Below are 25,882 nucleotides of genomic sequence, written 5' to 3'. Positions count from 1 at the left end.
TGTAGGACGCTTCCCTAACTCTTGTTAGAAACGGGCCTTACTTCCAACTCCAGGAGGGTCTTTAGTGCGTGGCCACTGCCTCCATTTTCTGGCGCAGGCTCAGCGGCCGCATGTCGGTCCAGACTTCTTCGATATACGCCAGGCACTCGGGTTTGAGACCACTTTTACCCACTGCGCGCCAGCCATTGGGGATGGCCTTGTAGTCGGGCCAGATCGAGTATTGATCTTCGTGGTTGACGACTACCTGAAAGAGGATGTCGTCGCGGTCAAATACTGAACTCATGTGCGAGTCTCCGTCGCTGTAAGGGATATCAATCTAACGTTTGATAACGGTCAGAAATTAGAGTCGGGTAATGGCTGCCGCCATGGCATTGCCGAAGATCGCCGCCACTTGGTCGATTTCACTGGCCGTGATGATCAACGGCGGCAAGAAACGCACCACGCTGCCCTGTCGCCCGCCCAGCTCCAGAATCAACCCGCGCTTGAGGCATTCTCGCTGAACCAGCGGCGCCAACCGGGCAAACGCTGGCGGGTGGCCAAGGGCATCATGCTGGCCCGCCGGATTCACCAGTTCGACCCCGAGCATCAGGCCACGGCCGCGAATATCACCCAACTGCGGGAAATCGCGTTGCAGAATGTGCAGGTGTTCGCTCAGGCGATCTCCCATGGCCGTCGCGTGCGCAGCAACGTTGTGTTCCTTGAGATAGCGCATCACCGCAGAACCTGTGGCCATGGCCATCTGATTACCACGGAAGGTTCCGGCATGTGCGCCCGGCAGCCAGGTGTCGAGCCATTCGCGATACACCACCACCGCCAGCGGCAAGCTGCCGCCGATGGCCTTGGACAGCACCACCACGTCCGGAATGATGCCCGCATGTTCAAAGGCGAACATCTTGCCGGTGCGGGCAAAACCGCTCTGGATTTCGTCAACGATCAACGCCACGCCCGCTTGCTCGGTGATACGGCGCAAACCGCGCAGCCAGTCGAGGTCTGCCGGGATCACCCCTCCCTCGCCCTGCACCACTTCGACGATCACCGCAGCCGGCAATTGCACCCCGGCTTCGGGGTCACTGAAGAGGTTTTCCAGGTAGTGCAAATTGGCGTTCACACCCGGCTTGCCGCCCAGCCCGAACGGGCAGCGGTAGTCGTAAGGGTACGGCATGAATTGCACGCCATTATTGAGCAAGGCGGCCAGTGGTTTTTTCGGGCCCAGGCTGCCCATCAGGCTCAGGGCTCCCTGGCTCATGCCGTGATAGCCGCCTGAAAAAGACACGACGGTGTTACGTCCGGTCGCCGTGCGGACCAGTTTCAACGCGGCTTCCACGGCATCGGTGCCGGTAGGTCCGCAGAACTGGATTTTCGCCTCGCAGGCCAAGGCCGCGGGCAGCAGACCGAACAGGTCTTGCACAAACTGGTCTTTGACCGGCGTGGTCAGGTCGAGGGTGTGCAGCGGCAGTTCGTCGGTCAGTACTTGCTGGATCGCCGCGATCACCACCGGGTGGTTGTGCCCCAGCGCCAGGGTGCCGGCGCCGGCCAGGCAGTCAATGAAGCGTCGGCCTTCGACGTCCTCGACGTACAAACCCTTGGCCCGTTTGAGGGCCAGTGGCAGGCGTCGAGGGTAGCTGCGGGCGTTGGACTCCTGACGGCTTTGGCGGGCCAGCAACGGGGATTCTTCAAACGTGTACAGCGTTTCAACCGAATGATCTTCAACATGGCTGGTAGCGACTGACATTCCTGGGACCCTCAAAACGCTGATGAGATTGACCAAAACTTTCCTGTTCTGGAAACGCACCAGCGGGGTGAGGATTTAGCCCTGAATGGCATCCTGAACCCATACGCACATGAATTCGCAGGGCCCTAGCGGCCTGCCAAACGATGCAGGGGGCGACACGTCCTGTGCCGCCCCCACCGGGTAGAAAACGGTTGTGCGAACCTCGATCAATCGGGGTCGCAAGGCGCCTGCAGGCGTTGTAACTTGTTGCGGCGCACAGAGCGATAAGCCACGCCCAGCAGCACAAACCATACCGGCACCAGGTACAGGGCGGCACGGGTATCGTCTTCAAGGGCCAGCAGCGCCAGGATGAAAACGAAGAAGCTCAGGCAGACCCAGACCATGGCTTTGCCGCCCGGCATTTTAAAGGTCGATACACGGTGCAGGTGATCGTTGCGTTTGCGGTACGCAAGGTAGGACAACAGGATCATGGTCCAGACGAACATGAACAGGGTTGCCGAAACCGTGGTGATCAGGGTGAACGCGTCCATCAGGTTCGGCACCAGATAAATCACCAGCGCGCCTGCTAACAGGCACGTGCAGGAAAAGATCAACCCGTTGGAAGGCACGGCGCGTTTGGACAGATTCTTGAACTTGCTCGGCGCATCGCCATCAAGCGCCAAACCGAACAGCATGCGGCTGGTTGAAAACACCCCGCTGTTGGCCGAAGACGCGGCAGAGGTCAGTACCACAAAGTTGATGATTCCCGCAGCGGCAGGCAAGCCAGCCAGAACGAACAGTTCAACGAACGGGCTTTTGTCGGCGACTACGCCACGCCACGGGGTCACGGCCAAAATGGCAATCAGCGCACAAACATAGAACATGATAATGCGCAGCGGAATGGAGTTGATGGCCCGTGGCAGGTTGCGTTCCGGGTTCTTGGTTTCGGCGGCGGTAGTACCGACCAGTTCAATCCCGACAAAAGCAAAGACGGCAATCTGGAAGCCGGCGAAGAAGCCCATGACGCCGTGAGGGAACATACCGCCGTCGGTCCACAGGTTGCTCAAGGCCGCCGTATGACCGGCAGGCGACTGGTAAGCGGTGGCCACCATATACAGGCCGGTGCAGACCAGTGCGCAAATGGCCACGATCTTGATCATGGCAAACCAGAATTCAAGCTCACCGAACAGCTTAACGGTCATCAGGTTCAGCGAGAGCAGCACCGCCACGCAGCCGAGTGCCGGTAGCCACAGCGGGATATCCGGGAACCAGAAATGGGTGTAGCCGGAAATTGCGATCACATCGGCGATACCGGTGACGACCCAGCAAAACCAATAGGTCCAGCCGGTGAAATAGCCAGCCATCGGCCCCAGCAGGTCAGCCGAGAAGTCGATGAATGACTTGTACTTGAGATTGGACAGCAGCAGCTCGCCCATGGCACGCATGACGAAGAACAGCATGAAGCCGATGATCATGTAGACAAAGATGATCGAAGGACCGGCCAGACTGATGGTTTTGCCTGACCCCATGAACAGGCCGGTGCCGATGGCGCCACCAATGGCGATCAACTGAATATGGCGATTGGACAAGCTGCGTTGCAGCTCAGGCTCTTCACCGTCAGGTCGGTGATCAAGGGCGGATTGGTTCATGGTGCTCCTCTTCCTGTTCTTGTGCCGGAATCCTCTAAGCGCTAAACACAGGGTTGAGTGCTTCGGTCACGGGACGCCAGCCTGTTCTATGGCCAAGCCTGCAAACACGGTTGGGACGACGATTCTCACATCAGAGGGGTGCATGCTAGCGGAATGAAATCGCTCCGCAAAAGCGCTTTTTTCAGATAATTCAGCGAGATGCGAGGCACGTAGGCAGGAGGATTGCGTTCCATGGGGGTAAATCATGGCATTGGGGCGCAATCGACCCCGTGTGCGAAGGGAATGTCAGGATGCGACGCCATCGCAAGGCCAAGACACGGGGGTGATTTCAGGTCAAAACCACGTTCAGGCTGCTTGCAATGGCATACGCAACTCAACTCGCAAGCCATCAGGCTGGCTGTCGAACCTCAAATCACAATCGCAACGTTCAACAATCGCCTGCACAATCGCCAACCCCAAACCACAGCCGTTGCTGTTGCCATTGCGCCAGAAACGCTGGGTCATATGCTGCAAGGTCTCGGGCGTCAGGCCGGGGCCGTGGTCGCGCACCACAAAAAAGACGTGACGGCCTTCTGCACGCAAGGTGAGTTCAACCTGAGTGTCCGCCGGCGTATGGCGCAAGGCGTTGTCGAGCAGATTGCGCAGAGCGGCAATCGCCAGCACCGACGGCACTTTCAGGGCTTGAGCGGGCAAGTTGTCGGCCAGTTGCAAACGCACCCGGTCAGCCGCGCCACTCGCGGCGTCGTTAATCGCCAGACGCGCCACTTGCTCAGCGCAACACGGCACACCGTCATCGAACGACAAGCTGCCCTCAACCCGCGCCAACAGCAGCAACTGTTCGAGGGTGCGGTGCAAACGATCCGCCCCGGCTTCGGCGTGAGCCAGTGATTGCTCACGCGCCGCACCGTCGGTCATGCGCGCTACTTGCAGATGGGTTTTGATCGCTGTCAGCGGGCTGCGCAATTCGTGGGCCGCGTCTCCGGTCAGGCGCCGTTCGCGCTCAATGGCTTTGGCGATGCGGGCAAACAATTGGTTCTGCGAGTCCAGCAAGGGTTTTAACTCACTGGGCAACGGGTTGATCTGCAAGGGTTGCAGCGAGTCGGCATCGCGGCGCATCAAGGCATCGCGCATGCGATTAAGCGGCGCCAGCCCCTGCCCTATGCCCAGCCACAACAGCAGCAAACACACGATTAGCGCCATGCCCACCGGCACCGAGGCGGCGAGCAACACCGAGAGGTTCAGCGCCTCGCGCTCGACCTGGCGGTCAGCGGTGGTAATGCGCACATCGCCACGGTCCAGGGTGAAGGTTCGCCAGACTGCACCATCGATCATCTGGTCATGAAATCCGGCCGCCTCGGATTTCATGGGCTGGTCAGGGTGATTGTGGCTGCGGGCCAGCACTTCGCCGCGCAACGAGCTGACCTGACACGCCATGCCACCGGGGATGGTCAGTTGCTCGGCACTGAAATGGGTGCCCTCGCCTTTGACCGGCAATTGCGGCAACTGCTCAAGCAGCCCCGCCACCATGCGTGCCGAAGCCACCAGACGCTGGTCGAGGGAGAACATCATTTGTTGGCGCAGGTCGCTGAGCATCCAGGCTGCCGCCAATGCCCAGACCAGCACAAACGCCGAGCCGATGGTCAGGCTCAAACGCAGACGCAGGCTCATCATGACGGGTCGGCACCGTCAGCGGTGCCGAGGCGATAACCCAGGCCGCGCACGGTTTCAACAATGCCATTGCCCAGCTTGCGTCGCAGGTGGTGGATATGAACGTTCAGGGCATTGCTCTCCAGTTCGTCGCCAAAGCCGTAGATGCTGTCTTTGAGTTGCTCGGCAGAGAGCACCCGCCCGCGGTTATGCAGCAAGGCTTGCAGCAGCGCCTGCTCACGGCGCGACAAGTCTACGGGTTGGCCCGCAAGCAAGGTCACGCGGCTGCTGGGGTCGTAGCTGAGCTGGCCGTGTTCGATCAAATTGACGCTACGCCCGGCCACGCGGCGCAACAGGGTATGCAAGCGGGCGGCCAGCTCACGCAGATCGAAGGGTTTGAGCAAGTAGTCATCGGCCCCGGCTTGCAGGCCATCAACACGGTCGGTGACCGAGTCTCGTGCCGTCAGTACCAGCACCGGCAGCTCAAAGCCTTGCTGACGCAATTGTTGCAACAGCTTGAGACCGTCTTCGTCAGGCAAGCCCAGGTCGAGCACCATCACATCGAATTCGGCAGCCTTGAGCATGGCCCGTGCGGCACTGGCGGTGCCGACATGTTCAACCGTCAGCCCCTGCGCTGTGAGCCCGGCCTTGATGCCGCTGGCAATCAGTTCATCGTCTTCGCAAACCAGTACGTGCATGCTCATACCCGCGTAAATGTGCAGATTAGAAACCCAAGGGATTAAGGACGGATTATGCCCGGCAAACCTCTACGCCCCACTTGCTCAAACATACATATGTAAAGCACACCCCCCTGATCAAGGTACTCATTATGTGAGCGTCGAGCGATGTATTTTCCTGGCTGTTCGAAGGGCAGCCCACCTACACCACGCTGCAAGTAAAAGGTTTGCGCCTCTATGACAGTGGCGCTTGCAAGCCTGCACGCCCGTTTAAAGGGGTTGTCAGTTTCATGACGGTATTAACACTCGGTTAATCATGTACCGCCAAGGTATCAGTCATTCATAAAGACCAAGGCTGGCCGCATGCACCGTTTGTTTATTTTTCTTTTTCTCCTGCTGACGGGCTTAAACCAGGCACAAGCCAGTAATGACCCTTTTGCACAACAGGCCGACTTCTTGCCTGTGACCAAGGCGTTTGCCTTCAGCAGCGAGACGTTGCCGACGGGCGAAACCCGCCTGCAATGGCACATCGCCGATAACTACTATCTGTATCAAAAGCGCTTCAAGTTCGACGGGCTGGACACGGCGCACATACCGGTCTTGCCCCAAGGGCTGGCGCACAACGATGAGTTTTTCGGCGCCACGCAGGTGTACCGCGATGCCGTCGAGGTGGTGATTGCGGCAGGTGCCAGCGGCCAGGTCAAAGTGACGTGGCAAGGCTGCGCCGATGCCGGGTTGTGCTACCCGCCGCAAAGTCAGATGGTTGATCTGGGCGGCACGCAGCCTGTCGCGGCTCAAGGACAGGCGCAGGACCAGTCCCTGGCAGCAAGCTTGCAGCAACGCTCGCTGGGCTGGAGTTTATTGCTGTTCTTCGGACTGGGGCTGCTGTTGGCCTTTACCCCTTGCTCACTGCCGATGCTGCCGATTCTGGCAGGTCTGGTAGTAGGCAGTGGCGCCAGCGCCGGACGCGGTTTTGCAGTCGCGGGCAGTTATGTCGTGAGCATGGCGCTGGTCTATGCAGGCTTGGGCGTGCTCGCAGCCTTGCTGGGCGCCAACTTGCAGGCGCTGCTGCAACAACCCTGGCTGCTCGGCAGTTTTGCCGCACTGTTCGTCGTACTGGCGTTGCCCATGTTTGGCTTTTTTGAATTGCAGCTACCTTCAGCCCTGCGCGACCGCCTCGAACGCGCTGGCCGGGGCCGCAAGGGCGGCAGCCTGCTGGGTGCGGGCATTCTCGGGGCCTTGTCTGGCCTGCTGGTCGGCCCGTGCATGACCGCCCCCTTGGCAGGCGCCCTGCTCTACATCGCGCAAAGCGGCAATGCCGTCGAGGGTGGGCTGGTGCTGTTTGTGATGGGGGTCGGTATCGGCATGCCACTGCTGTTGCTGGTGACCGTAGGCAGCCGCTTCTTGCCCAAGCCGGGTGCCTGGATGGACCTGATGAAAGGCCTCTTCGGCTTCCTGTTCCTGGGCACCGCCTTGCTGTTGGTGCGCCCGGTACTCAGTGAAGCCTTGTGGCTCGGGTTGTGGGGCGTGCTCCTGATTATTTTCGCCTGCAGCCTGTGGCAACAAGCACAGCACTTTCTGCGGGCCAAACCGCTGTTTAACCCGCTGAGCCTGTTGGCCGGGATCTGGGGCGGCCTGATGCTGGTGGGCGCCGCAGGAGGCGGCACTGACCTGTGGCAACCGTTGCAGGTGTATACCGCCAACACCCTGGCCGGCAGCCCTGTCAGCACGGCCCATGGCGATTTCACGACCATTAGCGATCCGGCCAGCCTTGACCGTGAACTGGCCAGCGCCAAGGCCCAAGGGCAATGGGTATTGCTCGACTACTATGCTGACTGGTGCGTGTCGTGCAAAGTCATGGAAAAACAGGTGTTCTCCAAACCGCACGTGCAAGAAGCCTTGCAAGGTGTACGCCTGTTGCGTCTTGACGTGACCGCCGATAATGTCGCCAGCCGCGAACTGCTAAGCCGCTATCGAGTGCCCGGGCCGCCCAGCTTTGTCTGGATCGGAGCCAACGGCATGGAGCGGCGCGCGCAGCGGATCACCGGCGAAGTCAACGCCGAGACTTTTTTGAAAAACTGGAACGCCACTCGGGAACTTCCTTAAATGCTCACCCTGACCATCGGTTCGTTTGCCTTGGCAATTCACCACCTGCTGCTGATTCTGGCCCTCGCCCTGGCGACGCTGGTGGGTTGGCAGGTCGCCAAACGTGGCGGCGAGAACCCTGAGTCAGTGCTGTTCAGTCTGTTTTTGCTGGGTTTGCTGGTGGCGCGTATCGGGTTCGTACTCGCTTTTTGGCAACACTTTCAAAACAGCCCGCTGAAGATGCTCGATCTGCGCGACGGCGGCTTTATGGTCTGGCCGGGGCTGCTGGCAGTGATCGCCGGCGCCGTACTCTGGGGCTGGCGCCGCGCGGGCTTGCGCCGCCCTTTGGCGTGGGGCCTGAGCAGCGGCCTGGTGTTCTGGCTGCTGGCCAGCTTTTCTTCCAGCCTCTACGAACAAGGCACACGCCTGCCTGAAATCGCCTTGCGCAACGCCAGTGGCGAGTCCGTGCAACTGAGCAGTTATCAGGGTGGCCCGCTGGTCATCAATTTGTGGGCCACCTGGTGCCCGCCGTGCCGCCGGGAAATGCCAGTGCTGCAAAACGCGCAGAAACAGAATCAGGATGTGACGTTCCTCTTCGTTAACCAGGGCGAAAGCATGCAGAGCGTCAGCACTTTTCTTGAAACCCAGGGCCTGAACCTGAGCAACGTGCTGTTCGACAGCGGTGGCCAACTGGCGCAGAAAGTCGGCTCCATGGCCTTACCCACGACTCTTTTCTATAGCGCTGACGGTCGTCTGCTGCGTAGCCATCTTGGCGAGTTGTCTGACGCCAGCCTGGCACAGGCGATGACAAGCTTTAATAAAGAACACTCAAAGTCGGCCCAGCAGGCTGACCCAGCAAGGAATACGCAAACATGCCTGACCGCAAACTGTTAACCCTGAGCCTGACCGCACTGCTCGGCGCGACCCTGTTGCAATCACCCTTGCTGCAAGCCGAAGAATTGCCTGCAGCCATTAAGAAAATCGAAGCCAAAGGGGCAAAAATCGTCGGCAGCTTCGATGCTCCGAGCGGCTTGAAAGGGTACGCAGCGCAGTACCAAAACCGTGGCATGGCGCTGTACCTGACCCCCGACGGCAATGTACTGGTCGGCAACCTGTATGACGCCGACGGCAAAGACCTGAGCATGGCGCCGCTGCAAAAGCTGGTGTATGAGCCGATGGCCAAGCAAGTCTGGGCCAACATGGAAAAGAGCAACTGGATCGAAGATGGCAAAAAGGATGCCCCGCGCATCGTTTACCTGTTCAGCGACCCGAACTGTCCGTACTGCAACATGTTCTGGGAACAGGCCCGCCCATGGGTAGATTCGGGCAAGGTGCAGTTGCGCCATATCATGGTCGGTATCATTCGCGAAGACAGCCCGGGCAAATCTGCCGCCTTGCTGGCCGCCAAAGACCCGCAACAAGCCCTGCATGAGCATGAGAAAGCCGGCAAGGCCAGCACCCTCAAAGCCCTGAGCAAAATCCCGGCTGAGGTACAGGCCAAACTGGATGCCAACGCTCAACTGATGACCGATCTGGAGGTGTCTGCAACACCGGCGATTTTCTATCTGGATGAAGACGGCAACCTGCAGCAACAGCAAGGGGCGCCTTCGCCGGATAAGTTGGTGAAGATTTTGGGGCCCAAGTAAGACTGATAGCCCTGCTAAACGCTCCCACGGGGTTCGCGAGCAACGCAGCTTCTGTGGGAGCCTGGCTTGCCAGCGATGCAGACGACGCGGTTTGTCGGGTTCTCACACCATCACAATCCCTCCAGCTCGGCCATCAGGTCGCTCAGGCGGTCTACTTTCTCCTCGTTGATTTCGCTGCTTTCAAGCCCTTCGATATACACCGCCAACTCGGCCACGCAACTGCATTCGAACATCGCCCGCAGCGGCACATTGCGTTGCAGCACTTTGTGCACCCGTGAAGCAATTTGTGTCGCCAGCAATGAATGCCCGCCCAATTCAAAGAAGTTGTCGTTCACCCCCACCTGCTCCACGTTCAGCACTTCACGCCAGATGTCGGCCAAGGTCTGTTCCAGCTCAGTACGCGGCGCCAGGTAATCGTCGCGCTGCAACTGGCCGATTTCCACCTCGGGCAATGCCTTGCGGTCGAGTTTTGCGTTGGCGTTGAGCGGCAACCTTTCCAGCCAAAGCCAATGCAGCGGTACCATGTATTCCGGCAATTGAGCGCGCAAGCGCTGCTTGATCCGTTCCAGTCGTTCACTGGGGTTGAGGGCCGAGGATGACGCCACCAGATACCCGATCAGGTAGTCGCCGTTCGGGCCTTGCTGCACGCTGACTGCAGCGTCGCGCAGTTCCGGTTGTTCATGCAGGCGCGCTTCGATTTCTCCCAGCTCGATCCGATAACCGCGAATTTTCACTTGATGATCGGTCCGCCCGACGTATTCCAGCACCCCGTCCATCCGCCTGCGCGCCAGGTCGCCGGTTCGGTACAAGCGTTCGCCCGGCGCGCCAAACGGATTGGGCACAAAGGCGGTGGCAGTGCGCAACGGATCGCTGACGTAGCCGCGGCCAACGCCGGTGCCAGCCACGCACAACTCACCTACCGCGCCCAACGGCACCAGTTGCAGCGCACCATCGAGCAGGTACAGGCGGTTGTTGTCGGTCGGGGTACCAATCGGCAAATAGCGGCCCTGGGTCGATGCCTGATCGACGCAGAAGAACGCCACGTCATCTGAACACTCGGCCGGGCCGTAGGCATTCACCAGCCCGATCTCGGGATAGCGCTGCAACCATTGCTGCGCCAATTCAGGCGGCATGGCCTCTCCGGTTGGGAGCATCCAGCGCAAGCCATCCAGGTGAATCCGCTCTTCGGCCAGCATGCCTTGAATCAGCGACGGCACACTTTCGAGCACGCTGATGCCATGCGTGTTGACCCGCCTCAGCAAGGCCTGCGGATCATGGGCGATGGCATTGGGGACGATGTCGACCCGCGCTCCAAACAGCGGCGCGGCGAGGAATTGCCACACCGAAATATCAAAGCTCTGGGACGCAGTCTGCGCAATGACGTCCTGCTCGCTCAGTTGCAGATAGGGCACTTTACTCAGTTGGTTATTGAGCATGCCGCGCTGCTCGACCATCACCCCTTTGGGCAACCCGGTGGAGCCCGAGGTGTAAATGACGTAGGCCAGGTTCTCCGGCTGGCTATAGACCTGCGGGTTGTGCTGCCCCAGCCCGCCCGCCTGCACGTCTTCCCAAACCAGCAAACGTGGGCGCACGGCGCAACCCGACTCATCGAGCAAGGCTTCGGCCTGTTCGCGGTATGCGCGGGTGCACACCAGCAAAGGCGTGCGGCTCAGCTCAAGGATGCGGCTCAGGCGCGAGCCTGGCAGCGCCGGGTCCAGCGGCAAGTAACCGGCCCCGGCCTTGAAGCTGCCGATGATCATGCCCAACAAGTCCAATCCACGCTCAGCCAGCAGGGCCACCGGCTGATCAGCCCGCACACCCGCAGCAATCAGCGCATGGCCCAAACGGTTGCTGCGCTGATTGAGTTCGCCATAGCTCCATTGTTGATCCAGGCAGCGGGCCGCAATGCGCTGGGGATGGGCCGCAACCTGCGCCTCAAACAGTTCGGCATAGCTGTGCTGCAACGGGTACTCACGCTGGCTCTGATTACACTCCTCGATCAGGAATTGCTGTTCGGCTTCGCCCAGCAATGGCAACTCGGCTATGTCGCCATGGAGGCCATCCATCAAGGCCAGCAACAAGCGCTTGAATTCACTCAACAGACGCTCGACGCTGCTGCGTTCAAAGAAGCGCTGGTCATAAGACAGGTGCAAGCCCAGGTCATCGCCGGGGTAGCACACGGCGGTCAGCGGGAAGTTAGTGTGGGTGCGGCCCGAGTCCGAGGTCGCGTTAAGGCTCTGCGCCCGGTCCAGTACCGACATGTCCACCGGGGCGTTTTCGAACACAAACAGGCTGTCGAACAGCGGCTGGCCTTTAGGCAGTTCGCTGCGCTCCTGAATAGTCACCAACGGCAAGTATTCGTACTCGCGCAGTTCCATGTTGTGTTCGAGCAAGTCACTCAGCCATTGCCGTACGCTCAGCGGCTGGTCGTCATCAGGCATGCGCACCCGCAGCGCCACACTGTTGATGAACAGCCCAACGGTGTGCTGCATCTGCGGCATGTGTACCGGGCGCCCAGCCACGGTCACGCCAAACACGACGTCACGTTCGCCGCTGAAACGACGCAACACCAGCGCCCATGCCGCCTGCGCAAAGGTGTTGATAGTCAATTGGTGTTGCTGGGCCAGTTCGCGCAGACGCACGCCGTCGCTGACCTCAAGCCGGGTGTAGCAATCGCCCACCCGCATGGCGCCGCTTTCGCCCGCATGTTCGCGCAAGAACGGCCGGTCACTGGGGATATGAGTGGCCTGTTCAAACCCTTGCAGGTTGCGTTGCCACCAGTGGTTGGCCTGCTGCAAGTCTTGCTGTTGCAGCCAGCCGATGTAGTCGCGATAGCGCGGCGGCGTGGCCAGTTGCGGCGCACGGTTTTCACCCAGGGCGCTGTAGATTTCAAAGAAGTCGCTCATCAGCAGCGAACGGCACCACGCATCAATCAGGATGTGGTGGTTGCTCATCATGAACCAATAGCGCGCCTCCCCCACACGGATCAGCCGCAGGTGAAACGGGGCCTGATTGAGCAGATCGAAACCGGCTTCGCGCTCGCGTTCAAGCAAGGCCTGCAAACGCGCTTCGTGTTCCACTTCCGGCTCGTGGCTCCAGTCCTGGTAATCCATTTCGGTAGCGCCTGGGCGATGGATGATTTGTAGCATGCCTTCGCCCGCGTTCCAGCAAAACGACGCCCGCAAGGCTTCATGCCGCGCCACTACCGCCTGCCAGGCTTGGGCAAAACGCTGCGTGTCGAGGACGCTGTTGATCCGGTAGCGGTCCTGCATGAAGTACAGCCCGGTGCCGGGCTGAAGCAAGGTATGCAACAACATGCCCTCTTGCATCGGGGTCATGGGGTACACGTCTTCAATCAACCCGGCCGCCACCGGCAAGCTGTCGAGTTGCGCCTGATTGAGACCTGCCAGCGGGAAGTCCGAGGGCGTCAGGCCGCCCGCGTCTGCGCTCATGCAATGAGCAATCACGCGTTGCAATTCGCTCAGGTAGTCGTGAGCCAGCGCTTCAATGGTGTGCGGCTGGTAACGCTCGGCGCTGAACGTCCAGCGCAACAGTAACTCGCCGCCGTAGACCTGACTGTCGATGCTCAATTCGTTGGGCAACGGTGCGTGTGGGTCGTGGGCGACGCCGCTCGGCTCGTCCAGCGGGCGGAACAAGGCATCGCTGGCAAAGCTCTGATCGAACTGGCCCAGGTAGTTGAAGGTGATCGGCGCGTTGGGCAGCGCGGCAAGGGTTTGCTGTGTGGCAGGGTCGGTCAGGTAGCGCAGTACGCCGTAGCCCAGGCCTTTGTGCGGCACGTGGCGCAGTTGTTCTTTGATGGCCTTGATCGAGTTGCCCAGCCCATCTGCGGTGTGCGGGGTCAGGCGCAGCGGGTAGGCGCTGGTAAACCAGCCCACGGTGCGGCTCAGGTCGATGTCGTCGAACAGCGTTTCACGGCCATGACCTTCCAGTTGCACCAGGGTCGACGGCTGCCCAGTCCAGCGGCACATGACCCGCGCCAACGCAGTGAGCAGCAGGTCGTTGATCTGGGTGCGATAGGCGCTCGGCGCCTGTTGCAACAGGTGTCGGGTACGCAGCGGGTCGAGGCGCACGCTGAGGGTGTGCGCGTGCCGGTTTTGCCGTCCGCCCTGCGGGTTGGTACACGGCAACTCGGCGTCGGGCCCTTTGAGTTGCTGCTGCCACAGGCACCGTTCTTCGCGCAGCAAATCGCTTTGCGCATACGCCTGCAAGCGGCTGGCCCAGGCCCTGAAGGCGCTGGTTTTGGCCGGCAGTGGTTGCTGGCGATACAGCGTTTGCAAGTCTTCAAGCAGCACGCGCCACGACACGCCATCGACCGCCAGGTGATGGATCACCAGCAACAAGCGCTGTTCACCTTGGGGCCCCTCGACCAATACCGCACGCAATAGCGGCCCGGCTTGCAGGTCGAGGCTGCGCTGGGCATCACTAAACAGCGCTTGGCAGTGCTGCATATCCGACACCGAGGCTTGCCACAGCAGCGGCTGGTCGCTGGCGCTGGCGTAATGCGCGCGCCATTGCCCGGCCTGCTGCTGGAAGCTCAGGCGCAGGGCGTCGTGATGCGCCAGCAAGGCCACCAGCGCTTGCTCCAGTCGCCCAGGGTCAAGCTCAACGGTGGGTAGCAACAGCAACGACTGGTTCCAGTGCCCGCGTTGAGGCATTTGGCTGTCAAAGAACCAATGCTGAATCGGCGTCAGGGCCGACTCACCGGTGAGCAGACCCTGTTCGGCCGAATGGTGTTCGGTCAGGGTCGCCACGCTCGCCAGCGCCTGCACCGTTTGGTGCTGGAACAGCTCGCGAGGGCTGAAGTGAATCCCCAGTTGCCGAGCGCGGCTGACCACCTGGATCGAGAGGATCGAGTCGCCACCCAACTCGAAGAAGTTATCGTTAAGCCCCACCTGTGTCAGGTTCAGCACCTCGCACCAGATGCTCGCCAGACTGAGTTGCAGCGCACTGCGCGGGGCCACGTACGGTTGGCGATTGAGCTGCGAGTCTGGCGCGGGCAAGGCGCGGCGATCCAGTTTGCCGTTGGCGGTCAACGGCATGCTGGGCAACAGCATCAGGTGCGCGGGCACCATGTAGTCCGGCAAATGCGCCTTGAGCTGGGTTTTGAGCGTTTCGCGCAGTTGCGCAGGTTCGGCCTGCGCGTCCCCCACCACATAAGCTGCCAATTGCTTGCCGCCCGGCATGTCCAGCGCCAGCACCACCGCTTCGCGCACGGCGGGATGTTGCAGCAGATGGGTTTCAATTTCGCCCAACTCGATGCGAAATCCACGAATTTTCACTTGATGATCGATACGTCCCACGTACTCAACTAACCCATCGGCACGTTGGCGCACCCGATCGCCGGTGCGGTACATACGCCCGCCATTGCGGGCAAAAGGGTCCGCGACAAAGCGTTCGGCAGTCAGTCCGGCGCGCTGGTGGTAGCCTTGCGCCAGCCCTGCCCCTCCCACATACAGCTCACCGGTCGCACCTTGCGGCACCAGCGCCAGGTCGGCGTCGAGGATATACGCCACCCGCGCGCCGATGATCTGGCCGATGGGTACGCTGGCGACGCCGTCCTCCAGTTGATGCGGCGCCAGGCTGGCCAGCGGCATGACCACGGTTTCGGTCGGGCCGTAAGCGTTGAAAAACAGGTCTGGCTGAAACGCCACACGAATCCGTTGCAGGTATTCGCCGGTCAGCGCTTCGCCGCCAGTGATGCACATGCGCACCGGCAATGTTTGCTCACGGCTGGCCAGCCATTGCGCCAACTGGCTGGCGTAGCTGGGGGTAAAACCCAGAACAGTGACCTGCTGCTCACGAATCAACTGGCAGATTTGCTCGGCGTCCCATTGCCTTTGCGCCCGCAGCACCAGCCGGGCGCCGCACAGCAAAGGCACCAGCAAACGTTCGGTGGCGGCATCGAAATTGATCGAATAGAAGTGCAATTCGCAGTCATCGGCACGCATCTCAAAACGCTCGATCACGGCGCGGCAATGCATGGCGATTTCGCCGTGAGCCACCACCACGCCTTTGGGCTGACCGGTGGAGCCAGAGGTGTAAATGAGGTACGCCTGATGCTGCGGGTCGCTGATAAAGGGCAACTCACTGGCGGGGTACGCGGCCAGCGCGGGGCCGTGCTCTTCGACACACCAGCGCACCACGCCTGCGGGCAGCTCACCCAACGCGTCAAGCAAGGTGCGCTGGCTCAACAGCAGGCCAATGCCACTGTCTTCGATCATGTAATGCAGGCGCTCCAGCGGGTATTGCGGGTCGAGCGGCACGTAGGCGCCGCCCGCCTTGAGTATCGCCAGCAGGCCAATGACCATTTCCAGCGAGCGCTCCAGCGCCAAACCGACCCGCACCTGCGGGCCGACCCCGAGTTCACGCAGCCGCCAGGCCAGTTGATTGGCACGGCCGTCGAGTTCGCTGTAGCTCAGGTGTTGCCCGCCGAATGTCAGCGCGATGGCCTGCGGACGCAGCCGGGCCTGTTCGGCGAACAGGCGGTGGACGCACTGATCGACACGGTGTTCGCCCGTTGCGGGTGCCAGTCCATCGAGCAAGCGTTGTTGCTCATCAACGTGCAGCAGCGGCAAGTCGCTCAGGCGTTGTTGCGGGTCGGCCAGCAAGGCTTCCAACAGGTTGCACCAGTGCTCAGCCATTTTGGCGATGCGCGGCTCGTCGAACAGGTCAGTGCTGTAGGTCAGGCAGCAACTCAGACGGTGGTCCAGGTCGGTGACTTCCAGATTGAGATCGAACTTGGTGGCCCGCGCATCGTTGGCCAAAAACTCGACCGTCATGCCCGCTAACTGACGGCTTTGCTGGAACGCCCAGCGCTGCACGTTGCACATCACCTGGAACAGCGGGTTGTAGGCGGCGCTGCGCGCAGGTTGCAGGGCTTCGACCAAGTGGTCGAACGGCAAGTCCTGATGCGACTGGCCTTCGATCACAGTCTGACGCACCTGCGCCAGCAGTTCAGCGACGCGCATGTGCCCGTCCAGCTCACAGCGCAGCACCTGGGTGTTGAGGAAAGCACCGATCAGCCCTTCGCTTTCGGGGCGGATGCGGTTGGCCACCGGCGCGCCAATGCGCAAGTCGGTCTGGCCACTGTAGCGGTAGAGCAACATGGCGAGGGTGGCGGTCATGGTCATGAACAGCGTCAGGCCGTGCTCGGCATTGAACGCCCGCACCCGCGCCGCGAGGTCGTCGCTCAAGTCAAAACGGTACAACTCGCCCTTATGGCTTTGCACCAATGGCCGTGGCCGGTCGGCGGGCAGTTCCAGCAACGGGTGTTCGCTGCCCAGTTTGGCCATCCAGTAATCGAGTTGGCGCTGACGCTCACCCGAGTCCAGCCACTGGCGTTGCCACACGCTGTAGTCCAGGTACTGCACGGCCAGCGGGGCCAGCGGCGAGGTTCGGTCATCGAGAAACGCTTCGTACAACTCGCCCAGTTCACGGGCGAAAATGTCCATTGCCCAGCCTTCGGTGACGATGTGATGCAAGGTGAGCACAAAGTAATGCTCGCGCTCGGCGGCCTTGACCATATGGGCACGCAGCAACGGCCCCCGCTCCAGATCAAATGGCTGATGCGCCTCGCTGTCGGCCAGCGTCTGCAAGCGATGTTGACGGGGCGCTTCGTCAAGCTGGCTGAGGTCGAGCCAGCCCATATTCAGCCCGGTGTCGCGCTGCACCTGCTGGCAGGCCACGCCGTTGACGCTGGGGAACGTGGTGCGCAGGGTTTCGTGACGCTGGATCAAGGCGTGCAGGGCTGCCTCGAAACGCTCGACGTCCAATCGTCCGGTGAGGCGCGCCATGCCGCCGACGTTGTAAGCCGGGCTGTCGGGCTCCATGTGCCAAAGGAACCACATGCGCTGCTGGGAATACGACAACGGCACCGGCTGGCGGCGGTCGGCAGGCAAAATTGGCCGTTGGGTGTTGCGCTGACCTGCGACCTGGATCCGCTCAACGTGCTCGGCAAACGCCGCCAATTCACTGGCTTCGAACAATACGCGCAAGGCCAGTTCGACGTCGCAGGCCTGGCGCACGCGGGAGACGATTTGTGTGGCCAGCAACGAATGCCCGCCCAAGGCGAAGAAGTCATCACGCAGGCCAATTCGGTGGTGCCCCAGCATTTCACGCCAAATAGCGGCGATTTGCTGTTGCAAAGCGGTATGCGGTTCGACGTGCTCACGCACCTGCCACACGGGCTCGGGCAAGGCCCGACGATCCAGCTTGCCGCTGGGGCTCAACGGCATGACGTCGAGGCGAAGTAGTTGCACCGGCACCATGTACTCGGGCAGTTCTGCCGCCAGCGCGGCCTTGAGCCGAGCGTTGTGTGCGGTTTCGCAAAGGTCGCGGTCCTGCACGCGGTAGTAGCCGATCAGTTGCGGCCCGGCCTGGGTGTCGCGTATCAGCACCGCCGCCTGCACCACCTCGGGCTGGGCCAGCAAGCGCGCTTCGATCTCTTGCAGCTCCACACGAAAGCCGCGCAGTTTGACTTGTTGATCGAGGCGCCCGAGGTATTCGAGCACGCCCTCTTTGTTCCAGCGCACCTGATCGCCAGTGCGATACAAACGTGTACCCGGCTCGCCCAGCGGGTCGGCAATAAAGCGTTCAGCGGTCAGCCCCGGACGTTCAAGATACCCCCGCGCCAAACCAACCCCGCCAATCCACAACTCGCCCGGTACCCCGGCTGGCAGCGGGTTCAGCTCGCTGTCGAGCACCCGGCACAGCACATTGCCCAGCGGTCGGCCAATCGGCGAGCGTTCGCCATCCTCTGGGTGGCAGTGCCAGTGAGTGACGTTGATCGCGGTTTCGGTCGGCCCATAACGGTTGTGCAGTTGTACGTGAGGCAACTGTTGCAGCACCCGGTGACGCAGGTCGGCGGGCAAGGCTTCGCCACCGCTGAATACCCGGCGCAAAGAACGGCACTGCACGGCCTGCGGCTCACCGACAAACAGGCGCAGTAGCGGCGGCACAAAGTGCAAGGTGGTCACGCCAAACTGCTGCACTAGCTGCGCGATGCGCTGCGGGTCGCGATGCTCGCCCGGCCCGGCCAGCACCAGACGACAGCCGGTGATCAAGGGCCAGAAGCACTCCCACACCGACACGTCGAAGCTGATCGGGGCTTTTTGCATCAGCACGTCGCTGGCATCCAGCGCGTATGTGGCTTGCATCCACTGCAAGCGCTCACTGAGCGCCACGTGGGTGATGCCGACGCCTTTGGGCTGGCCGGTGGAACCCGAGGTGTAAATCACGTAGGCCAGGTTGTCGCCGTGCACGGGCAAGCCCGGCGCGTGGCTGGGCCAGCTGTCAAGCTTGAGGCAGTCCATGGCAATGACACTGACCGACTGCACGCTCGGCAAGCATGGCAGCAGATGACTTTGGGTCAGCAGCAAGGCCGCGCCGGAGTCTTGCAGCATGAAGGCCAGACGCTCTGGCGGGTAATCCGGGTCCAATGGCACATAGGCGCCACCGGCCTTGAGAATGGCCAGCAGGCCGATCAGCAGTTGCGGCGAACGTTCAGCGGCAATCGCCACGCGCACATCCGGGCCGACGCCTTTGTCACGCAGGTAATTGGCCAGCCGATTGGCCTGGGCATGCAGGCTGGCAAAGTCCATGCTGCCGCCGTCCCAGAGCAACGCGAGGTGATCTGGGGTGTGCTGCGCCTGGTGTTCAAGCCGATGCAGCCACCCGTGTTCGGCAGGTTCACAGGGCGCAGCGCCCCAGTGTTGCTGCTCAAGCCGTTGTGCCGGGCTGAGCAGATCCAGGTCGGCCAACGCCGTGCTGGCATCGGCGCAGACTTGCCTCAGCACGCTGACAAAGTGCTCGGCCAGGTGCGCAATGGTGCGGGCATCAAACAGCTCGGCGGCATAGTCGAAGGACAGTTTGAGGCGGCCCTGACGGTCTTCTTCGCTGTGCAGTTGCAGATCGAACTTGGCTTCGCGGCTGTGCCACTCCAGCTCTTCGGCCAGCAAACCCGGCAAACGTCGCAACGCGCTGAGGTCGCGCTGCTGATGATTGAAGAGGATTTGAAAAAGCCCGTGTTCGCGGGCTTGCGGGAAGGCTTCAACCAGTTGTTCAAACGGCAAATCCTGATGCCCTTGGGCTTGGAGGGTGGCGCTACGGGTGCGTTGCAGCAACTCGGCAAACGGCAATCGTGCGTCCAGTTCCGCACGCAGCACCAGGGTATTGATGAAAAAGCCGATCAGCCCGTGGGTTTCCTGACGCGGGCGGTTGGCACTCGGCACGCCGATGCGAATGTCGCGCTGCCCGGTATAGCGATACAGCAAGGTTTGAAAGGTCGCCAACAGCAGCATAAAAGGCGTGACGTCGTGGGCCTGCGCGGACTGGCGCACAGCCTCGCTCAACGACGCGTCCAGTTTCAGGCTGTAACGCGCAGCGCTGTGGGTCTGGGCCGCTGAACGCGGGTAGTCGGTGGCGAGGCTCAAGGTGGGGTGCTCGTCACCGAGTTGTTGCTTCCAGTAATCGAGTTGGCGCTCGGCCTCGCCGTGCGCCAGCCACTGGCGCTGCCAACTGCCGTAGTCCGCGTAGTGCAGGGTCAGCGGCGTCAGTTCCAGCGGTTGTTGCAGGCACGCCGCGGCGTACAGTCGGGAGAACTCGTCAATCAACAGGTTGAGCGACCAGCCGTCCGCGATGATGTGGTGCAGGGTGAGCAGGAGTTGATGCTCTTCGTCGTCGAGCTTGACCAGCGTGACCCAGAACAGCGGGCCATTTTGCAGATCAAATTGCGTGCGCGCTTCATCATCGCGGATCTGTTGCGCCCGCGCTTCACGCTCGGTCTCAGGCAAGTCACTGATGTCGATGACTTGCAGGTCGAAATCAACCGCCTCGACGACCCGCTGCAAGGCTTGGCCATCACGCTCGTAAAAGCGCGTACGCAGGGCTTCATGGCGTTCGACCAGGTGCGCAAAGCTGCTGCACAACGCGGTCTCGTTGAGCTCTCCGCGCAAGCGCAAGGCGCCGGGAATGGTGTAGGCGCTGCTTTGTGGCTCAAGCTGCCACATAAACCACAAGCGGTTTTGGGCCAATGATTGTGGCAGGGCGTCCTCGCGGCTCAGGCTCGCGATGCGGCCTTGGGCCAGGCCGCCATCCTGTTGCAACTCGGCGACTCGGGCAGCAAAAGCGCTCAGGGTCGGAGCCTCGAACAACAGCCGCAGGTTGAGCTCCAGCTTCAGTGCTTCGCGCAAGCGGGCGATCACTTGAGTGGCCAAAATCGAGTTGCCGCCCAACAGGAAGAAGTGGTCGTCAGCCGACACGTGTTCGACCTGCAGGTATTCACACCAGATCCCCGCAATCAGCGCTTCCAAGGGGTTGGCACGCTGCACCGGGGCGGCCGGAATGTGGGGGCTGTCGTCAGACGGGTACTGCGCATAGCTGTCAAGGCTGCCATCGGCCACACGGTTGCGACAGGCTGAGCGTTGCAGTTTGCCACTGGAGGTTTTCGGCAGCGCCCCCGGATTGAGCAGCACCACCACGCTTGGCGCTTGCTGGCAGGCGTCGGCCACGGCTTGGCGAATGACGTTGATCAGCGCACGGGCCGGGATGATTTTTTGCACGCTGCGACTGATTTCTGCCGCGATGCCAATCCCCTCCTCGCCTTTGAGGGTGACCGCAAACGCCGCCACCCGGCCTTTGCGCACCCCTTCAACGTCGCGCTCGATGGTTTTTTCAATGTCTTGCGGGTACAGGTTGTGGCCGCGCACGATCAGCAGGTCTTTCAAGCGCCCGGTGATGTACACCTGAGCTTCGCGCACAAAGCCCAAATCGCCGGTGCGCAACCAAGTGCTGCCTTGCTGCTGGACAAAGGTCTCGGCACTGGCCTGGGGGTTGCGCCAATAACCGTGGGCGATGCTTGGGCCGCTGGCCCAGACTTCACCCACGCGATTTTCGGCCAACGGCTCAAGGGTCTGCGGGTCGACGATCAACACCGCGTGCTCAGGCGGGTGAGTGCCGCAGCTCATCACCGCGCTGCCCTCGCCCGGTTCGATGCGGTTGTTGGCCAGCGCCCGCTCATCCACGCGCAAGGCCGCAATGCCCTGCCCACGCTGCCCGCCCGCGACAAACAAGGTGGCTTCGGCCAGCCCGTAGGAGGCGAAGTAGCTGACGGGCGTAAAACCACACACGGCAAATTTTTCAGCGAACCGCGCAAGGGTGTCCTGGCGGATCGGTTCTGAGCCCGAATAAGCCACGCGCCAGCGGCTCAAGTCCAGGCCCGCCAGCGCGCTGTCGCTGACCCGCTCGCTGCACAACCGGTAGGCAAAATCAGGCCCGCCGCTGATGGTGCCGCCGAATTCGCTGATGGCTTGGAGCCAACGCAGCGGGCGGGTCAGAAAGTACGCGGGCGACATCAACACACACGGCACGCCACTGAAGATCGGCTGCAACAAACCGCCGATCAGGCCCATGTCGTGGTACAGCGGTAGCCAACTGACGATGACGTCATCGGGGTTGAGGTCAATACCGAAGCCGCGACGGATCAGCAACTCGTTGGCCACCAGGTTGCCGTGGGTGACTTGCACGCCCTTGGGCAGAGCAGTCGAGCCTGAGGTGTACTGCAAAAAAGCGATGTCGTCAGCCTGCACTGGCACCGGCTGCCAGGCGTGCGCAAGGCTCGGCGCAAGCGTGTCGACACACAGCCACTGCGGCGCATCGGCGCCAGACAGTTCGCTCATCGGCACCAAGGACTCATGCACATGGCTGTTCGTGAGCAGTAGGCGCGGTTCGGCGTCGGCCAGGATCGACAGCAAACGCTCCTGATGATGACGCCGCGCCGACTCAGGCGGATAGGCCGGAACAGCGATCACCCCAGCGTACAGGCAGGCAAAAAAGGCCACCACGTAATCGGGCCCACTGGGGAACAACAACACCGCGCGATCGCCCACCGAGGCATTGGCCTGCAAGGCAGCCGCGATGGCGCGTGCGCGCACATCCAGGTCGCGATAGGTCAGAACCTGACTGGCGCTCTGGTCATCGCCAAGAAAGCGCAAAGCCAATCGATCCGGGGTCTGGGCGGCACGTTGCTGCAGGGCTTGGGCCAATGTGCCAGGGAGTTCGAACGCGTCCATCATGGGGTTTCCTGCCTGAAGTCGGCTTGCAATGAATTCGGTGTGTTTGAGAGACGAGAAACCGCGGGGGCGCTTTACCCGTGGGTGAGCTGTCGGGTCTGTTGATTGCGCCAGTGCGCCAGATGCTCTTCGGCGTAGCGGCGCAGGCAACGCAGCAGCGGAGCTTCTTGCTGGAGCAGGAAAAAGTGATGGCCTTCGAACATATCCAGCGAAAAAGCGCTGCTGGTATCGGCCTGCCAATCGAGCAGTTGTTCGGCGCGCACGCTGTCTTGCTTGCCACCAAACACATGGATCGGCAGCGGCAATGGGGCACGCTGGCCGTGGCTGAAACTGGCGCATAACAGGAAGTCGGCGCGCAGGATCGGCAGCATCAATTGCATCAGCTCAGCATTGGCCAACACTTCTTCAGAGGTGCCTTTGAGTTCACGCAGGCGCTCAATCAGTTGCGCGTTGGTTTTGGCCACCGCGTAGTCACTGACGTCCCGGCGAGCGGGACCGGCGGTGGCCGAGACAAACAGCGCCAGCGGCTCAGGCAGACCGCGCTCGCGCAGGGCATGGGCCAGCTCAAACGCCAGCAGGCCGCCCAAGCTGTGGCCAAACACGGCGTAGGGGCGGTCCAGTTCGGCGCTGATTTCATTCGCCAACTGGTGGGCCAATGGCCGTATCTCGCGTTGCAGCGGCTCGTCCATGCGCATGCCGCGTCCCGGTAATTCCAGCGGCCGCACCTGCAACCATTCAGGCAGCGAACGGCGCCAGCGGCTATAAACCATGGCGCTGGCGCCGGAGTAAGGCAGGCAAAACAAACGCAGCTTGACCCCCTCACTCATGATCATTTCCACCGCTGTGAAGCACCGCCGGCCCACGTGCAAAAACCATATCGCCCTCCTTCGCCACCCGTTCATCGCCGGTCTGTATCACCGGCCTTTGTCCCTTGAGAACGACCGGCCCTAGCAAATAATTAGTCGATGCAGTGCTGGCCTTTTGCAGTCAATCGCGCGGGATGTGAGCCTCGTCGCAATCTCCTGCGCAGCGCGGTATTAATTATGTTTCTCAATTGACAATCATTATCATTCATCCTAATTTGTTGCCAACTGTGTAGCCGACTGCCGAGTAAGGGCCTGCACTTTTTCAACTGCCACAGGTGATCTCCATGACGGAACCAATGTCCACAAGCAGGTGCGACTCACCCTTACTTCAGGCCTTTGTCGATAATCGATTAATCCTGGTCAAAATCGCGGCGCGGATCACCGGCTGCCGATCCCGGGCCGAAGACGTGGTACAGGATGCTTTCTTCCGCTTGCAGTCAGCGCCGCAGATCACCTCCTCCTTCAAGGCACAGTTGAGCTACCTGTTTCAGATCGTGCGTAATTTGGCGATTGATCACTATCGCAAGCAGGCGCTGGAGCAGAAGTATTCCGGGCCGGAAGAGGAAGGCTTGAATGTGGTGATTCACGGCGCATCACCGGAAACCTCGCACATCAATTTCTCGACCCTGGAAAACATCGCCGAAGCCCTGACCGAGCTGCCAAGCCGAACGCGCTATGCGTTTGAGATGTACCGCTTGCACGGCGTTCAGCAAAAGGACATTGCCAAGGAGTTGGGGGTATCACCGACGCTGGTGAACTTCATGATTCGGGATGCGCTGATTCATTGCCGCAAAGTGTCGGGGACTCGAGCGGATACGTTTGCCCGGCGCTGAACCGAAAACACCGGCGCTTGGGCAGCAACTACGCACCCTGTAGTCGCTGCTGAAGGCTGCGGTGGGCCGCCAAGTATTTATGCCAACGCCTGGCGTTCAGCAAACCCCGCTCTGTCGAGCACCATCAACGCCGCCCGCTTGTGCGGGAAGTCGAACTCCTTGATCCGCGCGTAACCCTGCGCTTGCATGTAGCCAATCATTTTGGCGTTGTCGGCACGCGGCTCGGCCACCACGCGCTGGGTGCGCGGTTCATCTTCAAACAGGTAGTGGGTCAACGCCGATAGCCAGCTGGCAACCTTGTGCGGACCCCGATGCGCTTGTTCACCGACCAACATGTGGATACCGCGGTCATAGTCACCCACGTCATAAAACGGTGCGATGCGGTCTTCTTTGGCCCAGTAGGCCTCGTAATAAGCAAACGGCTGGTCGTCGAAACACCCGATCAGGGTCAGGGTGTGTGGGTCGGCTGCGAGCTTTTCCAGGTAGCGACGATGCTCTTCAAGGCTTCCTCCTTCATCCCAAAAAGCGACGACGCGCGGGGTGTTTTGCCAACGGCTGAAGCGTTCAAGATCAAGATCGATGTCCAAAGTGCGCAAGGAGATCCAGGCACCCAGTTGGGGGTCGAAGCGGCGGTACACTTCGCCCTGAGGTTTGGCCGGACGCTGCGGATGGGATTGCGGGGCGGTAGTGGTCATCTTGGGCTCACAATTTTCGTCAACAGATAGGCTGTGTGACGTAGCCCGCCAGGCGAAATTTAGGTTGTGTACGGCATGTCCTAGGGAACAACAGCAACCTGCTCGATGTGGTAGGGCGCAAAAATCGCTTCTAATTGGCCGCTGTCGCGCAATGTTTGCATCAACCGGCTAAATGCCTGGCTCTGGATCGGCCCCTGCGGTCGCAAGAAGGCGAAATGGTGATAGATCTGATCGGCACGCTCAGACACCATGATCTGGCTTTCGAACTGCGGGTTGTTGTTGAGTATTTCTCTGAGGTTGGAGCGGGTCATTAACGTGATGTCGACCCGACCCCGCAGAACCATCTGCAAGTTGCTTCGATGGGAGTACGTCAGGGTGGCGTTAAAGGTGCTGGTCAAGAATTTCGCGCGGGGGTTAAAACCGGCAAACGCGTAGTGATAGCCCGTGAACAGGGCCATTCGCTTGCCATCCAGATTGTCAAAATAGGTTTGCTCACGGCCCGGTTGGCGTCTCGTAACAAATACTTCCGCGTCTTCAAGGCCAAGGTCTACACGACTGTAGACCACATCGCGCCAGCCCCAGTCGGGGTTTTCAAACAACAGCATGTCCACTCGGCCCTGATCAAAGTCACGTATTCGTCGAGCAACGGAGGTGGGGACAATGATGAAGTGGTAGTCACTTTGCAGTTGATTGAGCGCCGTCAGCAATTGCGGCAGCAACCCGGTGTCGGCGCCTCGTTCTGGGCGCACGATATAGGGTGGAAAATGTGCTGCGCCGACTCTGATTTCCTGAGCCGCCCACGATGGCGTCTGCACAGCAGCACCCAGCGTCAGCAACACACAGTGGACCATCCACATTGGCAAACACTTCAACGCAGTGCACCTCGAGTGGCGCCATTAACTGGAACTTATTGGTAGGTACAAGACCTGAGATCAGGCAAGACCGTAATTTATGTGCGCTAGACTACCAAGCAGCGCGGGACTGG

General features: G+C 60.9%; 12 protein-coding genes and 1 pseudogene. 4 read left to right on the top strand and 9 right to left on the bottom strand.

The window, feature by feature from the left end:
- Positions 1-61 precede the first annotated feature (61 nt).
- From ACIQYF_RS16525 to ACIQYF_RS16505, 5 genes are all read right to left on the bottom strand, one after another.
- On the bottom strand, positions 62-283 hold the full coding sequence (locus ACIQYF_RS16525; RefSeq protein ID WP_402863877.1) for an MbtH family protein: 222 nt from the start codon (positions 281-283) through the stop codon (positions 62-64).
- Positions 284-340: 57 nt separating this feature from the next.
- The gene (locus ACIQYF_RS16520) at positions 341-1,732 is read right to left on the bottom strand and encodes an aspartate aminotransferase family protein (protein WP_402863874.1); all 1,392 of its coding nucleotides are present in this window, start codon (positions 1,730-1,732) and stop codon (positions 341-343) included.
- 206 nt (positions 1,733-1,938) lie between these two features.
- The gene (gene cycA, locus ACIQYF_RS16515; RefSeq protein ID WP_402863871.1) at positions 1,939-3,360 is read right to left on the bottom strand and encodes a D-serine/D-alanine/glycine transporter; all 1,422 of its coding nucleotides are present in this window, start codon (positions 3,358-3,360) and stop codon (positions 1,939-1,941) included.
- A gap of 345 nt (positions 3,361-3,705) precedes the next feature.
- Positions 3,706-5,031: an ATP-binding protein gene (locus ACIQYF_RS16510; RefSeq protein WP_402863868.1), complete on the bottom strand. Its 1,326-nt coding sequence runs from the start codon at positions 5,029-5,031 to the stop codon at positions 3,706-3,708.
- Positions 5,028-5,705: a response regulator gene (locus ACIQYF_RS16505; protein WP_402863865.1), complete on the bottom strand. Its 678-nt coding sequence runs from the start codon at positions 5,703-5,705 to the stop codon at positions 5,028-5,030. The genes ACIQYF_RS16510 and ACIQYF_RS16505 overlap by 4 nt, the downstream gene beginning before the upstream one ends.
- 342 nt (positions 5,706-6,047) lie before the next feature.
- On the opposite strand from ACIQYF_RS16505, the gene dsbD reads away from it, so the two are divergent.
- The 3 genes from dsbD to dsbG are packed head-to-tail and all read left to right on the top strand — an operon-like array spanning position 6,048 to position 9,415.
- The gene (gene dsbD / locus ACIQYF_RS16500; RefSeq protein ID WP_402863862.1) at positions 6,048-7,790 is read left to right on the top strand and encodes a protein-disulfide reductase DsbD; all 1,743 of its coding nucleotides are present in this window, start codon (positions 6,048-6,050) and stop codon (positions 7,788-7,790) included.
- Complete coding sequence (locus ACIQYF_RS16495) at positions 7,791-8,663, top strand: prolipoprotein diacylglyceryl transferase family protein (RefSeq protein WP_402863859.1); 873 nt, start codon at positions 7,791-7,793, stop codon at positions 8,661-8,663. It begins immediately after the preceding gene.
- Complete coding sequence (gene dsbG / locus ACIQYF_RS16490) at positions 8,642-9,415, top strand: thiol:disulfide interchange protein DsbG (protein ID WP_402863856.1); 774 nt, start codon at positions 8,642-8,644, stop codon at positions 9,413-9,415. The genes ACIQYF_RS16495 and dsbG overlap by 22 nt, the downstream gene beginning before the upstream one ends.
- 110 nt (positions 9,416-9,525) lie before the next feature.
- On the opposite strand, the gene ACIQYF_RS16485 is transcribed toward dsbG, so the two are convergent.
- Both ACIQYF_RS16485 and ACIQYF_RS16480 read right to left on the bottom strand, forming a co-directional pair.
- Positions 9,526-22,506: a non-ribosomal peptide synthetase gene (locus ACIQYF_RS16485; protein ID WP_402863853.1), complete on the bottom strand. Its 12,981-nt coding sequence runs from the start codon at positions 22,504-22,506 to the stop codon at positions 9,526-9,528.
- Between the two features lie 71 nt (positions 22,507-22,577).
- Positions 22,578-23,330: a thioesterase II family protein gene (locus ACIQYF_RS16480; protein ID WP_402863850.1), complete on the bottom strand. Its 753-nt coding sequence runs from the start codon at positions 23,328-23,330 to the stop codon at positions 22,578-22,580.
- Positions 23,331-23,653: 323 nt separating this feature from the next.
- Here ACIQYF_RS16480 and ACIQYF_RS16475 point away from each other — a divergent pair, with 323 nt between their 5' ends.
- The gene (locus tag ACIQYF_RS16475; protein WP_402863847.1) at positions 23,654-24,202 is read left to right on the top strand and encodes an RNA polymerase factor sigma-70; all 549 of its coding nucleotides are present in this window, start codon (positions 23,654-23,656) and stop codon (positions 24,200-24,202) included.
- Positions 24,203-24,279: 77 nt separating this feature from the next.
- Here the strand turns inward: ACIQYF_RS16475 and ACIQYF_RS16470 are convergent.
- Both ACIQYF_RS16470 and ACIQYF_RS16465 read right to left on the bottom strand, forming a co-directional pair.
- Positions 24,280-24,900, bottom strand: a pseudogene (locus ACIQYF_RS16470) (GNAT family N-acetyltransferase); the annotation flags it as partial.
- A gap of 77 nt (positions 24,901-24,977) precedes the next feature.
- The gene (locus tag ACIQYF_RS16465) at positions 24,978-25,754 is read right to left on the bottom strand and encodes a substrate-binding periplasmic protein (protein ID WP_402863844.1); all 777 of its coding nucleotides are present in this window, start codon (positions 25,752-25,754) and stop codon (positions 24,978-24,980) included.
- Positions 25,755-25,882: the final 128 nt, after the last annotated feature.

This window comes from Pseudomonas sp. NPDC096917 (assembly GCF_044762555.1).
Taxonomy (GTDB): Bacteria; Pseudomonadota; Gammaproteobacteria; order Pseudomonadales; family Pseudomonadaceae; genus Aquipseudomonas.
The sequence above is the reverse complement of the archived record's forward strand: the minus strand, read 5'-3'. Positions and strand labels throughout refer to the sequence as shown.

What these genes read in the sequence shown, in the direction of transcription:
- ACIQYF_RS16525 (WP_402863877.1), bottom strand. Translation starts at nt 283, where the DNA reads ATGAGTTCAGTATTTGACCGCGACGACATCCTCTTTCAGGTAGTCGTC.
- ACIQYF_RS16520 (WP_402863874.1), bottom strand. Translation starts at nt 1,732, where the DNA reads ATGTCAGTCGCTACCAGCCATGTTGAAGATCATTCGGTTGAAACGCTG.
- cycA (WP_402863871.1), bottom strand. Translation starts at nt 3,360, where the DNA reads ATGAACCAATCCGCCCTTGATCACCGACCTGACGGTGAAGAGCCTGAG.
- ACIQYF_RS16510 (WP_402863868.1), bottom strand. Translation starts at nt 5,031, where the DNA reads ATGATGAGCCTGCGTCTGCGTTTGAGCCTGACCATCGGCTCGGCGTTT.
- ACIQYF_RS16505 (WP_402863865.1), bottom strand. Translation starts at nt 5,705, where the DNA reads ATGCACGTACTGGTTTGCGAAGACGATGAACTGATTGCCAGCGGCATC.
- dsbD (WP_402863862.1), top strand. Translation starts at nt 6,048, where the DNA reads ATGCACCGTTTGTTTATTTTTCTTTTTCTCCTGCTGACGGGCTTAAAC.
- ACIQYF_RS16495 (WP_402863859.1), top strand. Translation starts at nt 7,791, where the DNA reads ATGCTCACCCTGACCATCGGTTCGTTTGCCTTGGCAATTCACCACCTG.
- dsbG (WP_402863856.1), top strand. Translation starts at nt 8,642, where the DNA reads ATGCCTGACCGCAAACTGTTAACCCTGAGCCTGACCGCACTGCTCGGC.
- ACIQYF_RS16485 (WP_402863853.1), bottom strand. Translation starts at nt 22,506, where the DNA reads ATGATGGACGCGTTCGAACTCCCTGGCACATTGGCCCAAGCCCTGCAG.
- ACIQYF_RS16480 (WP_402863850.1), bottom strand. Translation starts at nt 23,330, where the DNA reads ATGAGTGAGGGGGTCAAGCTGCGTTTGTTTTGCCTGCCTTACTCCGGC.
- ACIQYF_RS16475 (WP_402863847.1), top strand. Translation starts at nt 23,654, where the DNA reads ATGACGGAACCAATGTCCACAAGCAGGTGCGACTCACCCTTACTTCAG.
- ACIQYF_RS16465 (WP_402863844.1), bottom strand. Translation starts at nt 25,754, where the DNA reads ATGTGGATGGTCCACTGTGTGTTGCTGACGCTGGGTGCTGCTGTGCAG.